This window comes from Saccharothrix sp. NPDC042600 (assembly GCF_040647305.1).
GTDB lineage: Bacteria > Actinomycetota > Actinomycetes > Mycobacteriales > Pseudonocardiaceae > Actinosynnema > Actinosynnema mutabilis.
In genome coordinates this window covers 1-15,048 of record NZ_JBEZBW010000061.1, presented here as the reverse complement: position 1 = coordinate 15,048, position 15,048 = coordinate 1, and the positions used below count along the sequence as shown (strand labels likewise).

Here is a 15,048-nt window from a genome sequence, read left to right as displayed (position 1 = left end):
TCCCGTGAAGGTCGTCGTACTGGTGGGAGGGGTCGGCGGGGCTCGGTTCCTCGTCGGCCTGAAGTCGTTGTTGGGTGCTCCGGAGCACGAGGTCACCGCGGTGGTGAACACCGGGGACGACGTGTGGATGCACGGGTTGCGGATCACCCCCGACCTGGACACCTGCATGTACACGCTGGGCGGTGGGATCGACGCGGAGCGCGGTTGGGGCCGCGCCGACGAGTCGTGGACGGTCAAGGAGGAGCTGGCGGAGTACGGCGCGGAGCCGACCTGGTTCGGCCTCGGCGACCGGGACATCGCCACGCACCTGGTCCGGACCCGGATGCTGCGCGCGGGGTACCCCCTGTCGGCCGTGGTGGAGGCGCTGTGCCACCGGTGGCAGCCGGGCGTGCGGCTGCTGCCGATGTCCGACGACCGGGTGGAGACCCACGTGGTCGTGTCCGAGGGCGACGAGACCCGGGCGATCCACTTCCAGGAGTGGTGGGTCAAGCACCGCGCGGCGCTGCCGGCGCGGTCGTTCGCGTCGGTCGGCGCGGAGTCCGCGACCGCCGCGCCGGGCGTGGTGGACGCGATCCTGGAGGCCGACGCGGTGCTGCTGGCGCCGTCGAACCCGGTGGTGAGCGTCGGCACGATCCTCGCCGTGCCGGGCATCCGCGACGCGCTGCGCAAGACCGAGGCGGGCGTGGTGGGCCTGTCCCCGATCATCGGCGGCAAGCCGCTGCGCGGGATGGCGGACGCGTGCCTGACCGCGATCGGCGTGGAGACGTCGGCGGAGGCGGTGGGCCGGCTCTACGGGTCGCGCAAGACCACCGAGGGCGGCGTCCTGGACGGGTGGCTGGTGCACACCGGCGACCGGTGCGACGTGCCCGGCGTGGCGGTGCGCGCGGTGCCGCTGCTGATGTCCGATGTGGACGCGACGGCGGCGATGGCCCGGGCGGCGCTGGAACTGGCCGGTGTCTCCGTTGGCTGACCACGCGGCCGGCGGCGCGGTCACGGTCCTGCCGGTCACCGGGCTGCCGGAGTTCCGGCCGGGTGACGACCTGGCGGGCGCGATCGCGTCCGCCGCGCCCTGGCTGGAGCCCGGGGACGTGGTCGTGGTGACCAGCAAGGTGCTGTCCAAAGTGGAAGGTCGGCTGGTGTCCGTGCCGGCCGACCCCGAGCAGCGCGACGCCGTGCGCCGGTCCTACGTCGAGGCGGAGGCCGTGCGGGTGATCGCCCGGCGCGGGCGGACGCTGATCACCGAGAACAAGCTGGGCGTCGTGCAGGCGGCGTCCGGCGTGGACGCCTCGAACGTGGCCGGCGACGAGATCGCGTTGCTCCCGGTGGACCCGGACGGGTCGGCGGCGGCGCTGCGGGCGGCCCTGTCCCAGGCGCTGGGGGTCGAGGTGGCGGTCGTGGTGACCGACACCATGGGCCGGGCGTGGCGGGTCGGGCAGACCGACGCGGCGATCGGCGCGGCCGGGCTCGCGGTGCTGCACCGGTACGCGGGCTCGGTGGACGCGCAGGGCAACGAGCTGCTGGTGACCGAGGTGGCGGTGGCCGACGAGGTCGCCGCCGCGGCGGACCTGGTGAAGGGCAAGCTCGGCGCGGTGCCGGTGGCCGTGGTGCGGGGCCTCGCGGTCGCCGACGACGGGTCGTCGGCGCGGGACCTGGTGCGGCCGATCGAGGACGACCTGTTCCGGCTGGGCGTCGAGGAGGCGGTGGCGCAGGGGCGGGCCGAGGCGGTGCTGGTGCGCCGGTCCGTGCGGTCGTTCACGGCCGACCCGGTGGACGCCGCGGTGCTGCGGCGGGCGGTGGGCGCGGCCCTGACCGCTCCCGCGCCGCACCACACGCGCCCGGTCCGGTTCGTGCACCTGCGGGCCCGTCGGGTCGCGCTGCTGGACGCCATGCGGGAGCGCTGGCGGTCCGACCTGCGGGCCGACGGGTGGTCCGAGGAGCGCATCGCCAAGCGGGTGGCGCGCGGCGACTTCCTGCGCGACGCGCCGGAGGTCGTGCTGCCGTTCCTGGTGGCCGAGGGCGCGCACAGCTACCCGGACGCGGCGCGGACGGCGGCGGAGCGCACGATGTTCACCATCGCGGGCGGCGCGGCCGTGCAGGGCCTGCTGGTGGCGCTGGCGGCCGAGGGCCTGGGGTCGTGCTGGGTGTCGTCCACGATCTTCTGCCCGGACGTGGTCCGGGACGTCCTGGACCTGCCGGACACGTGGGAGCCGTTGGGCGCGGTGGCGGTGGGCCACCCGGTCGAGCCGTTGACCCCGCGCGCGCCGCGGGGTGTCGAGGAAGGGTTCCTGGAGCTGTGAGCCTGCACGCGGACGCGGTGGACGTGCTGACGGCGTGGCGGCCGGCCGGGCGGGAGCAGGAGGCGCTGCGCCAGGCGTACCTGGGCTTCCTGGCCGCGCGGCCGGACGCGTGCGAGCGGTCCTGCGTGCCGGGGCACATCACCGCGTCCGCGCTGGTGCTCGACGCGACGGGTGGGCGGACGCTGCTGACGCTGCACCCGCGCGTGGGCCGGTGGTTGCAGCTGGGCGGGCACTGCGAGCCGTCCGACGAGACCTTGGCCGGGGCCGCGTTGCGGGAGGCCGAGGAGGAGTCCGGGATCACCGGGCTGCGCATCGACCCGACCCCGGTCCACCTGGACGTGCACCCGATCACGTGCTCGCTGGGCGTGCCGACCCGGCACTTCGACGTGCGGTTCGTGGTGCGGGCGCCGGTGGACGCGCGGGCGGTGCGCAGCGAGGAGTCGGTGGACCTCCGGTGGTGGTCGGTGGACGACATGCCGTCGAACGCCGACGACCTGCTCCCGATGGTCGACGCGGCGCTGGCTCAGATCGCGCGGTAGTCGCGGGGCGAGAAGCGCGGGGCGAAGCGGGGCTTGCGGGCGCCCGACAGTTCCACGTACCGGACCGCGCGGTGGCGTTGCGGCGAGTAGGGCGACAGCTCCTCGGCCATGCCGTCGTCGTCCAGCGGGCGGCCGAGCAGGGCCCAGCCGACCAGGCCCGCGAGGTGGAAGTCGCCGAAGCTGACGGCGTCCGCGTCGCCCCACACGCGCTGCGCGACCTCGGCCGCCGTCCACACCCCGATGCCGGGCACCTTGCGCAGCAGGTCCCGACCGGCCTCGCCGCGCAGCCGCGCCGCGTCCTCCAAGCGGTGGGCGACCTGCGCGGCGGCGACGAGGGCCCGCCGGCGAGCCCCGTCCACGCCCGCCTTGTGCCACTCCCAGTCGTTGATCGACAGCACCGCGCGCGGCGTCGGCGGCACGAACATCCCGGTCGCCGGCCCCGGCGCGGGCGTGCCGAACCGGCGGCACAACTGGGCGTAGGACCGGTGCGCCTCGGTCGAGGTCACCTTCTGCTCCAGCACGGCCGGCAGCAGGCAGTCCCACACGCGTCCCGTGGACCCCAGGCGCACGCCCGGCCGCCGGCGTCTGGTCTCGGCGACCAGCGGGTGGTGGCACTCGAAGGCCGAGTCGTCGTCCTCCGCGCCCAGCAGCGCGGGCAGGCCGTCGAGCAGCCACTCCGCGCCCGCGCCGAACGCCTCCGCCTCGACGGCGTCCGGGCGGGTGATGTGCAGCGTGCCGGGCCCGGCCGGCGTGTTCGCGGTCAGCCAGACGCCCTCGACCGCGCGGAACGCGACGTCACCGGGTCCCCGCCGGAGGGGGCCGACGACGGCCCCCAGGTCCAGCGGGAAGTCCGGCCGCCACGTCCTACGCATCGGTCGAGAACCGCACCCCTGCCTCGGGCAGCACGACACCCGGCCACACCCGCGCGCCGCCGATCAACTCGCACCGGGCGCCGATCACCGCGCCGTCGCCGATCACGGCGTCCTTGACCACCGCGCCGGCCTGGACCAGGGCGTTGGCCCCGACGACGCTGCGCTCGACCACCGCGCCCTCGCCGACCACCGCGCCGTCGAACAGCACGGACCCGTCGACCACCGCGCCGGACGCGACCGTGCACCCGAGGCCGACGGTCGAGCCGCCGGTCAGCCGGGCGCCGTCGTCCACCTTCGCGTCCGCGAGGACGATCGCGTCACCGGGCGCGGCGGGCAGCGCGGCGGACGGCGCGACCCCGCGCACCAGGTCGGCCGAGCCCTGCACGAACGCGGCGGGGGTGCCCAGGTCGAGCCAGTAGGAGGTGTCCACGTGGCCCTGCAGCCGCGCGCCGGACTCCAGCAGCCCGGGGAACGTCTCGCGCTCCACCGACACCGGCCGGCCGGCGGGGATGGCCTCGATCACCGAGCGCTTGAAGACGTAGCAGCCGGCGTTGATCTGGTCGGTCGGCGGGTTCTCGGTCTTCTCCAGGAACGCCGTCACCCGGCCGTCGGCGTCGGTCGGCACGCAGCCGAACCGGCGCGGGTCCTCGACCTTCACCAGGTGCAGCGTGACGTCGGCCTCGTTCGCGCGGTGGGTGTCCAGCACGGCGCGCAGGTCCACACCGGACAGGATGTCGCCGTTGAAGACCATCACGTCGGGCTCGCGCAGCAGGTGCGCGACGTTGCGGATGGCGCCGGCGGTGTCCAGTGGCACCTCCTCGACGACGTACTCCAGCTCCAGGCCGAGCGACGAGCCGTCGCCGAAGTGCTCCTCGAACACCTCGGCCTTGTAGGACGTGCCGAGCACCACATGCGTGATGCCGACCTCCCGGATGCGGGAGAGCAGGTGCGTGAGGAACGGCACCCCCGCCGTGGGCAGCATCGGCTTGGGGGCCGAGAGGGTCAGTGGCCGCAGGCGGGTCCCCTTGCCCCCGACCAGAACCACAGCCTCGGCGCCTTGCAGCTCCGACATGCCGTTTTTCCTCCTCCGCTTACTTCCGCTCGTGGATGCGAATACTCTGGCACGAGCACCTTGACGACACGGGCGCAGGTCCGGTGTCGCGGAGCGTCACCGATCGGCACGCCGGCTCCCCGGGAGCCGGCCCAAGGGAAACGCAGGAGAGATCCGGATGGACCCCCGCGCTCGGGCCGACGCGGCGCTCGCCCGTGCTCGTGCACGTGGCATCCACGTCGTGACCCCGGACAACATGACGAGCCCGATGGACTCGTCGGCCACCCAGCAGATCCCGAGATCGATGGTCAACGCCGCCGACCCGCGCATGGTGGACCCGGAGTCCACGATGATCCTGTCGGCCCAGGCGGCGGCCGGCCGCGCCCCGCAGACCCAGCCGCTGCCCGCGCAGCCCCAGCCCGTCCAGAACCAGGCCCCGCAGAACCAGGTCCCGCAGACCCAGCCGCTCCCGGCCCAGCCGCCGGCCGCCGGACCGCCCGCGCACCAGCAACCGCCCGCGCCCCAGCCGGAGCCGGAGTTGCGGGTCGCGCCCGGCCCGGTGCCGACCGTGCAACAGGTCTCGACGTCCCGGCCGTCGCTGTCGCAGCGCCTGTCGGGCGGCCAGGACCAGCCCCCGCAGGGGCTGTCCCAGCGCCTCAACGGCTGAGGGTCTCAGGACCGGCGGGTCACCAGGCGCAGCCGCAGGCCCAGGCCCGTGCGCACCGCGAACCGCAGGGGTGCCCACAACGGCCCCTGGTGCCGGTCCGACAGGTACCGGTAGGCGCTGCTGTGGTGGGCCGCCAGCATCCGGTTCGACATCCTCGACGTCGAGTGCCCGCCGATGTGCGTCACCGACGCGTCCGGCACGTACACGTTCAGCCACCCGGCCCGGCCGAGCCGCTCGCCGAGGTCCACGTCCTCGAAGTACATGAAGTACCGGGGGTCGAAGCCGTCCACCGAGTCGAACGCCTCGCGCCGCAGGAGCAGGCAGGACCCGGACAGCCAGCCGGCCGGCCGTTCGCGCACCTCGGCGGTCTCCTGCCGGTACTCGCGCGTCCACGGGTTGCCCGGCCACACCTTGCCGAACACCGCGTGCCCCAGCCCCCGCCCCAGCGACGGCAGCCGCCGCGCCGACGGGTAGACCTCGCCGCTCGGCTCGTGGATCAGCGGCCCGAACGCGCCGCCGCGCGGCCACCGCTTGGCGGCCTCCAGCAGCACGTCCAGCGAGCCCGGGTCCCACGACACGTCGGGGTTGGCCACGACCACCCAGCCGTACTCGTCGGACAGCGACGCCACGCCCCGGTTCGCCGCGGCCCCGTACCCGAGGTTGCCGCCGGTGGGCAGGAAGGTCACCGAGGGCGACGCCGCCGCCCGCTCGGGCGCGCCGTCGGTCGAGCCGTTGTCGGCCAGGACGACCGCCACCGGGCGGGTCGTCGCCCCCGCCAGGGTGGACAGGAAGGTGTCCAGGGTTTCCCCCGGCGAGTAGGTGACGGTCACGACCGCCAGTCCGTCTCCGTAGCGCGTCACGCCGGCCACCCTAGTGGCGTCAGCGGCGGTGGGTCCGGAAGGCCCTCTCGTAGGCCAGGCGGTGCCGCGCGGCGGAGGTGGACCACGTGAAGTCCTTCGCCCGCACCAGGGCCGCCGACGACAGGGCCGCCCGGCGGGCCGGGTCGTCGAGCAGCTCGCCCAGCGCCGCCGCGATGTCGCCCGCGCCGACCCCGCAGTACGCGACCGCGTCCCCGCCCACCTCGGGCAGGCTCAGCCGCCGGGTGGTCAGCACGGCCGCGCCGCACGCCATCGCCTCCAGGACCGGCAGCCCGAACCCCTCGCCCAACGACGGGTAGGCCACCACGTCCGCGCCGCCGAGGAACCCGGCCAACTGCCCGAACGGCAGGTACCCGGCGCGGATCACGCGGATGCGGTGCGGCACGGCGTCCAGCGCGCGTTCCACCTGGCTGTCCCACCCGGGTTGGCCGGCGAGCACCAGCGTCGGCGGGTGCGCCCGGCCCCGGCACGCCTGCGCGAAGCCCCGGATCAGCGCCGGCACGTTCTTGCGCGGCTCCAACGCGCCCAGGAACGCCACGTACGGCGCGTCGCCGAGGGACAGGGTCCGCCGGACGGTCGCGACCTCCTCGGGCGTCGGCGGGTGGAACCGCTCGGTGTCCACGCCGTGCTGGGCGATGTGCAGCACCCGCCGGTCGGCGCCGGCGACGCGGGTCAGCTCGTCGGCGGTGGCCCGGCTGGGCACCACGCACAGCGCGGCCCGGCGCAGCGACGCCCGCGTCCACGCGCGGAAGAAGCGGGCCTTGACCGACGAGTGCAGGACCGGGTCGGTGAAGAAGGTGGCGTCGTGCAGGGTGACGACGGAGGCGGCGCGGCTGGCCAGCGGCACGGTGTAGTGCGGCGAGTGCACGACCCCCACGCCCAGGCGGGAGGCCAGGCGCGGCAACGAGGTCTGCTCCCAGGTCAGGCGCGCGGTGCGGGTCGCGACGGCGTCGGCGGCGGCGATCACGCGGGAGTGCGGGGCGAGCCTGGTGTAGAGGTCGGCGTCGCGCGGCTGGCACACGACGCTGATCTTCGCGCCTTCCGCGTCCAGGGCCGCCACCAGCGAATCCACGTACCGCCCGACGCCACCCCGGTCCGTCGGCACGGCGGTGGCGTCGATCAGCACGCTGGGTTCGACGGACGACACGCGGTGAAGGGTACGGGTGGCGACGGCCCGGTTACCCGGGATTGGCTCAAACGGGACGCGGCCGACCGGGCGACAGGTGCGCCGACCACACCTCCCGGGCGGCGTTGTCCCAGGTGAACGCCTGTGCCCGGGCGCGGCCGGCGGCCACTATGCGGTGCGCTACACCCTCGTCGGACAGCACCGTCCGCAGCGCCTCGACCAGGGCCGCGCGGTCACCCCGGGGCGCCACCAGCCCGGCCCCGCCACCCACCTCCACCAGCGCCGGGGCGTCGGAGTGGACCACCGGGACGCCGGCCGCCATCGCCTCCGCCACCGGCAGCCCGAACCCCTCGGCGAGGCTGGGCGCGGCGAGCACGGCGGCGCGGCGCAGGACGTGGGCCAGCCGCGCGTCGGTGAGCCGGCCCAGCAGCCGCACGTGCGGCGCGCGCAGGTCCACCCCGCCCCACCCCTGCGGGCCGACGACCACCAGGGGCACGTCCAGCTCGGCGGTGGCCTCGACCAGCACGTCGAAACCCTTGCGCGGCTCGATGGTGCCGATGGCGAGGACGTACCGGTCGGGCACGTCCACCGGCTCCTCGGCGGGGAATTCGGTGACCCCGTTGTGGACGACGTGCACGGGCGCGCTGCCCGGCGCGTACCGGCGCAGCTCGTCCGCGACCGCCTGTGTGGGCACGACGATCGCCCGGGCCCGGGACACCGCGCGCAACACCACCTTGCGGTGCCAGGCCGCGCCGCGCCGGGTCAGCGTCTCGGGGTGGGTCCACGGGACGGTGTCGTGCACGGTGACGACGACCCGGCCGCGCGGCGGGGCCAGCGGGGTGGGCGCGTGCACGGCGTCGCCGCCGGGCCAGTACGGGACGCCGTGCTCCCACGCGGCGATCAGCGCGCGGCGCGGCAGCGGCAGCACCTTCGGCCCGAGCACGCCGGGGACCCGGGCGGCCGAGGTGTCGGCCTGCCGGCTCACCGCGCCGGTGACCTCCCAGCCGGGCGGGGCGGTGCGGGCCAGCGCGGCGGCCAGCTCGCGGGTGTACCGGCCGGTCCCGCCGGGCACGGGGGCCAGCAACTGCTCGGTCAGCACAACCAGGTTGGGCACGTCGCGTACCGTCTCACGCCGTGCCCACCCCCGGTACGACGGTGGTCGTGGTGACGTGGCGCGGTCGCGCCCACATCACCGCGTGCCTCGACGCGCTCGCCCGGCAGCGTCCACAGAGGACGATCGTGCTGGACAACGCGTCCGACGACGGCACCGCCGAGCTGCTCGCCCGGCACCCGAGCGCGCCGGAGGTGGTCCGGCTGGACCGCAACCGGGGTTACGCGGGCGGCCTGGCGGCCGTGCTGCCGCTGGTCGAGACCGAGTACACGGCCTGGCTCAACGACGACGCCGTGCCCGACGACGGCTGGCTGGCGGCCCTGGAGCGGGCGCTCGCGGACGACCCCGGCGCCGCCGCGGCGACCTCGTCGATGCTGCTCGCGGACGGGTCCACCCAGTCGGTGGGGGTGGCCCTGACCCGTGACGGGCACGGCGCGGACCTGGTGCTCGCCGGGCGCGAGGTGTTCGGGTTCTGCGGCGGCGCGGCGCTGCTCCGGACGGACGTGCTGCGCGCGGTGGGCGGCGTCCCGGCGGGCTTCTTCTGCTACTACGAGGACACCGACACGGCGTGGCGGCTGCGCCTGGCGGGCCACCGGGTGGTGTCGGTCGGCCCGGCCCGCGTCCGCCACCGGCACGGCGCGAGCACCCGCCCCGGATCGCGGCTGTTCCACCGCTGGAACGAACGCAACCGGCTGCTCATGCTGCTGCGCTGCGCGCCCCTCCCGGTGGCCTTGGCCCAGTTGGCGCACTTCACGGCGTTGACGGCGGCCCTGGTCCTGCGCCGGGGCCCGCGACCTGCGAACTTCCGGGTCCCGCTGCGCGTCCAGGTGCTCGCGGAGATCCTCTTCCGGTCACCGGCGACGCTCGCCCAGCGGGTGGCGGTCGGCCGCCGGTCGACGGTGTCCCGCCGCGCCGTGTGGCGCGAGTGGGCAGGCAGGTAGGAGGGGACGTGGAGCCCGCCGAGCGCGCGTTGGTCCGGGTGTTCCGGGGTGGCGAGGCGGTCGGCACGGGCTTCCCGGTCGGCGACGACCCGCCTGCGCGCTTGTCGACGGACCGGTGTGCTGACGAGAGGAGAAGAGTGGCCGAGTACATCGCCATCCGGACCGAGGACGGGGCGTTCGTCCCGTTCGAGGTCGAGGAGGAGTACGACGGGCCCGTGCGGGCCGGGCGGAAGTTGGACGAGGCGTTGGGGGTGGTCGACCAGACGTTGGAGGCCGGGGTCGACAACGCCCGCCGGCTCGCGCGGGCGGTCGCGGAGAAGATCGGGGCCATGCCCGACTTCCGGCCCGACAAGGTGATGGTCGAGGTCGGGTTGAAGGTGACCGCCGAGGCCGGGGTGGTGATCGCGAAGTCCGGGGTCGAGGCGCACGTCAAGATCACGGCCGAGTGGCAGCGGGCGAACCTGCCCACCGCCCCCGCCGAGGACGACGACGACCGGGACGAGCCCGCGGACGACGCCGGTTCGGCCGGATAGGGCACCTTCGTCGAACGCGCCGGCACGGCATGAGGCAGGCTTAACGCGTGGAGCGAGCGAGCCTGCCTGACGTGTCGGTGGTCGTGGTCAACTACCGCGGCGCCGAGGACACCATCACCTGCCTGCGCGCGCTGTACGCCGACCTGTCGTACCCGGCCGAGAAGCTGCAGGTCGTGTGCGTGGACAACGCGTCGGGTGACGGCAGCGCGGAGCGCATCCGCGCCGCCGTGCCCGCGGCCACGGTGGTCGAGGCGCCCGCCAACCTGGGCTTCGCGGGCGGGTGCAACCTGGGTGCGCGGCACGCGACCGGGTCGGTGCTCGCGTTCCTGAACAACGACGCCCGCCCGCACCCGGACTGGGTGCGGGCGGCGGTGCGGGTGCTGCGCGACGAGCCGACCGTGGGCGCGGTGGCGAGCAAGGTGCTGGACTGGGACGGCCGGGCGATCGACTTCGTCGACGGCGGGCTGACCTGGTTCGGGATGGGCTACAAGCGGCACGCGGGCTCGCCCGACGACGGGTCGCACGACGCCCCGAAGGACGTCCTGTTCGGGACCGGGTCGGCGCTGCTGGTGCGCGCGCCGCTGTTCCGCGAGCTGGGCGGGTTCGACGAGCGGTTCTTCATGTTCTACGAGGACGTGGACCTCGGGTGGCGGCTGAACCTGCGCGGCTGGCGGGTGCGGTTCGAGCCGAAGTCCCTGACCTACCACAAGCACCACGGCTCCATGTCCACTGTGGACATCAGTCGTGAGCTGTACCTGTTGGAGCGCAACGCCCTCGCCACCCTCTACAAGAACGCCTCCGACGAGACCCTGGCCAAGGCGCTGCCCGCCGCGCTCGCGCTGTGCGTGCGCCGGGCCACCGCGCGCGGCGAGATCGACCCGACCCAGCTGGAGATCACCCGGCGGCCGGCGGACCCGGCGGCGGACGCCGAGCCCGTGCCCGTGCCGCGGCAGGCGTTGGCCGGGTTCCTGGCGATCGACCAGTTCGTGGAGCTGCTGCCGGCGCTGGCGGAGTCGCGCAAGATCGAGCAGGCGGCGCGCGCGGTGAGCGACGCGGACCTGGTCACGTTGATGCGCAAGGCCCTGGAGCCCGCGTACCCGCTGGAGCGCTACCTGGCGGCGCACGACGTGCTGGTCGAGGCGTTCGGGATCGACGAGCTGTACGGGCGTCCGCGCCGGGTGCTGATCGTGACCGGTGACGCGATCTCGGAGCGCATGGCCGGTCCGGCGATCCGGGCGTGGCACATGGCGGAGGTGCTGTCGGCCGAGCACGACGTGCGGCTGGTGACGTTCAACCCGCTGTGCGTGCCGCCCGAGGCGCGCTTCGCGGTCCACGGCGTGCAGCCCCGCGACATCGACCCGCACCTGGTGTGGGCGGACGTGGTCGTGCTGCAAGGGCACGCGTTGGAGTTCCTGCCGCAGCTGCGCCAGCCGGGGTCGAACAAGGTCGTGGTGTGCGACATCTACGACCCGATGCACCTGGAACTGCTGGAGCAGGGCCGCGACGCCACCGACGAGCAGCGCGAGAAGGACCTCCAAGGCGTGCAGCGCGTGCTGGACAACCAGTTGCGGCGCGGCGACTTCTTCCTGTGCGCGTCCGAGCGCCAGCGGCACTTCTGGCTGGGCCACCTGGCATCCATGGGCCGCCTGACCCCGGCCCTCTACGACAACGACCGCACCACCCGGTCGCTGCTGGCCGTCGCCCCGTTCGGCCTGTCCGGCAAGCCGCCGCAGCGCACCGGTCCGGGCCTGCGCGACGTGCTGGGGATCGCCCCGGAGGACAAGGTCGTGCTGTGGGCGGGCGGCGTGTACTCGTGGTTCGACCCGCTGACCCTCATCCGGGCGATGGACCGGTTGCGGGCCCGGCACTCCGACGCGCGCCTGGTGTTCCTGGGGATGAAGCACCCCAACCCCGAGGTGCCCGAGATGGACATCGCCGACCACACCCGGCTGCTGGCCGAGCAGCTCGGCCTCACCGGCACGCACGTGTTCTTCAACGAGACCTGGGTGCCCTTCCACGACCGGCAGAACTGGCTGCTGGACGCGAACGCGGGCGTCACGACGCACTACGAGCACGTGGAGACGACGTTCGCGTTCCGCACGCGGGTGCTGGACTACCTGTGGTCGGGCCTGCCGATCGTGACGACCGACGGTGACGCGTTCGCGGACCTGGTGTCCCGCGAGGGCCTCGGCGTCGTGGTGCCCTCGGAGGACCCGGACGCGCTGGCCGCCGCGCTGGAGAAGGTCCTGTACGAAACCGAGTTCGCGACAGCGTGCGCGGAACGCATAGCGGTCGTGCGGGAGCGCTTCACCTGGGAGGCGGTGCTGGAGCCGCTCGTGGAGTTCTGCCGCCACCCGCGCCCGGCCGCCGACCGGCTGCCCGGCGGCGCGCCGATGGTGCGCAACCCGCCGTTGGGGCGCAAGGAGAAGCTGCAACGGGACGTGAAGCTCGTGCGGGACTACCTGAGCCAGGGCGGTCCGCGCGAGGTGGCCAAGCGGGCGACCGGCCGCGTGCTGAAGAAGTTGCGCGGCCATGGCTAAGCCGCTGAAGGTCCTCATCGACGGCACCCCGCTGCTCGGCCACCGCACCGGGATCGGCCGCTACACCGCCGCGCTGGCCGAGGAGCTGGCGTCCATGCCCGACGCGGTGGACGTGCGGGCGGTCGCGTTCACCCTGCGCGGGTGGCGCGCGCTGCGCACCGTGCTGCCGCACGACGTGGTGGCCCGCGGCCTGCCGGTCTCGGCGCGCCTGCTGCGCCAGTTCTGGCTGCGCGGGCCGTTCCCGCCGGTGGAGTTCCTGGCCGGCCCCACGGACGTCATGCACGCCACGAACTTCGTGCTGCCCCCGGCGATCCGGGCCGGCGGCGTGACCACGATCCACGACCTGGCGTTCCTCGACGCCCCCGGCGAACTGCCGCCGTCGGACCGCCGCCTGCCCGAACTGGTACGGAAATCGGCCCTGCGAGCCGACATCGTGTGCACCCCCACGCAGGCCGTGGCGAACGTCGTCACGGACCGCTTCGGCGTGGAGCCGGACAAGATCGTCGTGACCCCGCTGGGCGTGGACCCGGCGTGGTTCGCCGCACGCGCACCCTCCGCCGGCCTCCGCTCCCGCCTGGGCCTACCGGGCGAATACCTGCTCTTCGTAGGCGCCGGCGGCCCCCGCAAGGGCCTTTCCACCCTCCTGGAAGCCCACGCCGCAACCCCATCACTTCCCCCGCTGGTGCTGGCCGGCCCGGGTGAGTCCCGTGTGGACGGTCGGGTGCTGCGCACCGGCTACCTCAACGACGTGGACCTCCGCAGCGTCGTGGCCGGCGCGGCCACCCTCGTCCTCCCCTCCCGCGACGAGGGCTTCGGCCTCCCCGTCCTGGAAGCGTTGGCCTGCAACGTCCCCGTCGTGTGCACCGACGTCCCGGCGCTGCGCGAGACCGCCGGCGGCCACGCGACCCACGTCCCGGTCGGCGACCCGGAAGCCCTGGCGCACGCCCTGACCACCGCCGTGGAGACCGAGCCCAACGCCACCGACCAGGCCGCCCGCCGCGCCCACGCCTCCGGTTACACCTGGCGCAACACCGCCGAGAGAACCCTGGAGGCGTACCGGCTCGCCGCCGCCGCGCGCCGGTAGCGTCGGACGGGTGACCGACCACAAGGAACGCATGCTGCGCGGCGACCCGTACCGGGACAACGACCCGGTGCTGGTCGCCGAGCGCCGACGCTGCCAGGAACTGCTGGACGAGTTCAACGCGACCAGGGCGGGCGAGGACGAGCGCCGCGCGCGACTCCTCGACGACCTCCTGGGCCACATCGGCGAGGGCTCGTGGGTCATGCCGCGCTTCCAATGCGACTACGGCTACCTGATCCGCTTGGGCCGCAACAGCTTCCTCAACTACGACGCCATCCTGATGGACTGCGCGCCCATCACGATCGGCGACGACGTGTCGATCGGCCCCCGAGCCCAGCTCCTGACCGCGCTGCACCCGGTCGAGGACCACGAGCTGCGCCGGCAGCGCTGGGAGACCGCCGCCCCGATCACCATCGGCGACAACGTGTGGCTGGGCGGCGGCGTGATCGTGTGCCCGGGCGTGACGATCGGCGACAACGCGGTCGTCGGCGCGGGCAGCGTGGTGACCAGGGACGTCCCGCCGCGGGTGTTCGCCGCCGGCAACCCGTGCCGGGTCGTCCGGCAGCTCTAGCGGCGCGGCGCGGGCTTGGCGGCCAGAACGGCCCAGGAGATCTGGCGCGACCCGGTCACCGCGCAGACGCGGCGGAGGAAGCGCTGGCGGTCGTCGAGGCGCGGCGGGGTCGCTTCGGGGAGTCGCCCGGGTTCGGACATGCCGCACAGGCTCCCGCACCGCTCGCGCGCAAAACCAGTGCGACAAGCGCGGTCCACCCCAACGGCCCAACCCCCACCTCAGGTGGTCACTCCCCGCGTTCACTGCGATGATGCCGCCATGAGTTTCACCGCAGTGTGGCCGATCCACGACCCGGACGACACGGAAGCCGCCGACCAGCTCACCGTGCAGAGCCCGGAGGACGTGGACACCCTGCTGAGCCGCCTGGCCGAGCCGGGCGCCGGCCCGGCGGTGATCGAACACCAGGACCGCCCGCTCATGGACGACACGGAAGGCCTCCTGGGCGAACCGGGCCAGACCAAGATCCCGGACCACGACGTGGCGGCAGCGGTCCACGCCGGCTACGGCTACCTGACCTACGCCGACCCGGACCACGACTACTCGACCCTGTCCGGCGAACCGAACTCCCCGGAATACCGCTCGGAGTACGTCGACTACCCGGCGGGAGCAGGCGTCCCGGTGGAAACCCTGGCAATGGCCCTGAAAGACTTCCTGACCACCGCCCAACGCCCCACCTGCGTCCACTGGCGAGAAGCCTGACCACCACAGCACCGCAGGTGCGCGCCCTTCGAAGGGCTATCAGCCACAGGAAGGGCCTCGGTTCGTTCCCCGTACGGCCTGGGCGCAGCCCAACCGCGCTTTGGGGTTCTTGGCAACCAGCTTTTCCGGTTGCCAAGAACCC

General features: G+C 74.4%; 16 protein-coding genes. 10 read left to right on the top strand and 6 right to left on the bottom strand.

The genetic code is table 11. The annotated features are described in order from the left end of the window. Positions 1-4: 4 nt before the first annotated feature. Genes cofD through AB0A74_RS28770 form a run of 3 tightly spaced genes read left to right on the top strand, consistent with a single transcriptional unit; the run spans position 5 to position 2,836 of the window. Positions 5-970 (top strand): 2-phospho-L-lactate transferase, encoded by a 966-nt coding sequence (gene cofD, locus AB0A74_RS28780; RefSeq protein ID WP_358254240.1) that lies wholly within the window; start codon positions 5-7, stop codon positions 968-970. Continuing rightward, positions 963-2,297: a coenzyme F420-0:L-glutamate ligase gene (locus AB0A74_RS28775; protein WP_358254238.1), complete on the top strand. Its 1,335-nt coding sequence runs from the start codon at positions 963-965 to the stop codon at positions 2,295-2,297. The genes cofD and AB0A74_RS28775 overlap by 8 nt, the downstream gene beginning before the upstream one ends. Further along, positions 2,294-2,836: an NUDIX hydrolase gene (locus tag AB0A74_RS28770; protein WP_358254236.1), complete on the top strand. Its 543-nt coding sequence runs from the start codon at positions 2,294-2,296 to the stop codon at positions 2,834-2,836. Before AB0A74_RS28775 ends, AB0A74_RS28770 begins: the two co-directional genes overlap by 4 nt. On the opposite strand, the gene AB0A74_RS28765 is transcribed toward AB0A74_RS28770, so the two are convergent. After that, a complete protein-coding gene (locus AB0A74_RS28765) occupies positions 2,821-3,708 on the bottom strand; it encodes a DNA-3-methyladenine glycosylase 2 family protein (RefSeq protein ID WP_358254234.1) in 888 nt (295 codons plus the stop codon). The two genes, AB0A74_RS28770 and AB0A74_RS28765, sit on opposite strands and share 16 nt — an antisense overlap. Further along, positions 3,701-4,780: an NDP-sugar synthase gene (locus AB0A74_RS28760; RefSeq protein WP_358254232.1), complete on the bottom strand. Its 1,080-nt coding sequence runs from the start codon at positions 4,778-4,780 to the stop codon at positions 3,701-3,703. The genes AB0A74_RS28765 and AB0A74_RS28760 overlap by 8 nt, the downstream gene beginning before the upstream one ends. 157 nt (positions 4,781-4,937) lie before the next feature. Here AB0A74_RS28760 and AB0A74_RS28755 point away from each other — a divergent pair, with 157 nt between their 5' ends. After that, positions 4,938-5,426: a hypothetical protein gene (locus AB0A74_RS28755; RefSeq protein WP_358254230.1), complete on the top strand. Its 489-nt coding sequence runs from the start codon at positions 4,938-4,940 to the stop codon at positions 5,424-5,426. Positions 5,427-5,431: 5 nt separating this feature from the next. On the opposite strand, the gene AB0A74_RS28750 is transcribed toward AB0A74_RS28755, so the two are convergent. The 3 genes from AB0A74_RS28750 to AB0A74_RS28740 form a co-directional block, all read right to left on the bottom strand. Continuing rightward, positions 5,432-6,286: a glycosyltransferase family 2 protein gene (locus AB0A74_RS28750; protein ID WP_358254228.1), complete on the bottom strand. Its 855-nt coding sequence runs from the start codon at positions 6,284-6,286 to the stop codon at positions 5,432-5,434. 19 nt (positions 6,287-6,305) lie between these two features. Then, positions 6,306-7,430, bottom strand: a complete 1,125-nt coding sequence (locus AB0A74_RS28745; protein ID WP_358254284.1) for a glycosyltransferase family 1 protein — start codon at positions 7,428-7,430, stop codon at positions 6,306-6,308. Between the two features lie 67 nt (positions 7,431-7,497). Further along, positions 7,498-8,544, bottom strand: a complete 1,047-nt coding sequence (locus tag AB0A74_RS28740) for a glycosyltransferase family 1 protein (protein WP_358254226.1) — start codon at positions 8,542-8,544, stop codon at positions 7,498-7,500. A gap of 20 nt (positions 8,545-8,564) precedes the next feature. Here AB0A74_RS28740 and AB0A74_RS28735 point away from each other — a divergent pair, with 20 nt between their 5' ends. The 5 genes from AB0A74_RS28735 to AB0A74_RS28715 are packed head-to-tail and all read left to right on the top strand — an operon-like array spanning position 8,565 to position 14,207. Then, entirely contained in the window at positions 8,565-9,482 is a 918-nt protein-coding gene (locus tag AB0A74_RS28735; protein ID WP_358254224.1) for a glycosyltransferase family 2 protein, read from the top strand. Positions 9,483-9,490: 8 nt separating this feature from the next. After that, entirely contained in the window at positions 9,491-10,015 is a 525-nt protein-coding gene (locus tag AB0A74_RS28730) for a CU044_2847 family protein (protein ID WP_358254222.1), read from the top strand. Positions 10,016-10,062: 47 nt separating this feature from the next. Continuing rightward, positions 10,063-12,555 carry a glycosyltransferase gene (locus tag AB0A74_RS28725; RefSeq protein WP_358254220.1) on the top strand — a complete coding sequence of 831 codons (2,493 nt, stop codon included), beginning with the start codon at positions 10,063-10,065 and terminating at the stop codon, positions 12,553-12,555. Then, the gene (locus AB0A74_RS28720; RefSeq protein WP_358254218.1) at positions 12,548-13,639 is read left to right on the top strand and encodes a glycosyltransferase family 1 protein; all 1,092 of its coding nucleotides are present in this window, start codon (positions 12,548-12,550) and stop codon (positions 13,637-13,639) included. The genes AB0A74_RS28725 and AB0A74_RS28720 overlap by 8 nt, the downstream gene beginning before the upstream one ends. Before the next feature lie 10 nt (positions 13,640-13,649). Continuing rightward, a complete protein-coding gene (locus AB0A74_RS28715; RefSeq protein ID WP_358254216.1) occupies positions 13,650-14,207 on the top strand; it encodes a sugar O-acetyltransferase in 558 nt (185 codons plus the stop codon). On the opposite strand, the gene AB0A74_RS28710 is transcribed toward AB0A74_RS28715, so the two are convergent. After that, a complete protein-coding gene (locus AB0A74_RS28710; protein ID WP_358254214.1) occupies positions 14,204-14,347 on the bottom strand; it encodes a hypothetical protein in 144 nt (47 codons plus the stop codon). The genes AB0A74_RS28715 and AB0A74_RS28710 overlap by 4 nt on opposite strands. Positions 14,348-14,465: 118 nt before the next feature. On the opposite strand from AB0A74_RS28710, the gene AB0A74_RS28705 reads away from it, so the two are divergent. Continuing rightward, positions 14,466-14,906, top strand: coding sequence for an Imm1 family immunity protein (locus AB0A74_RS28705; RefSeq protein WP_358254212.1), 441 nt, complete (start codon positions 14,466-14,468; stop codon positions 14,904-14,906). Positions 14,907-15,048: the final 142 nt, after the last annotated feature.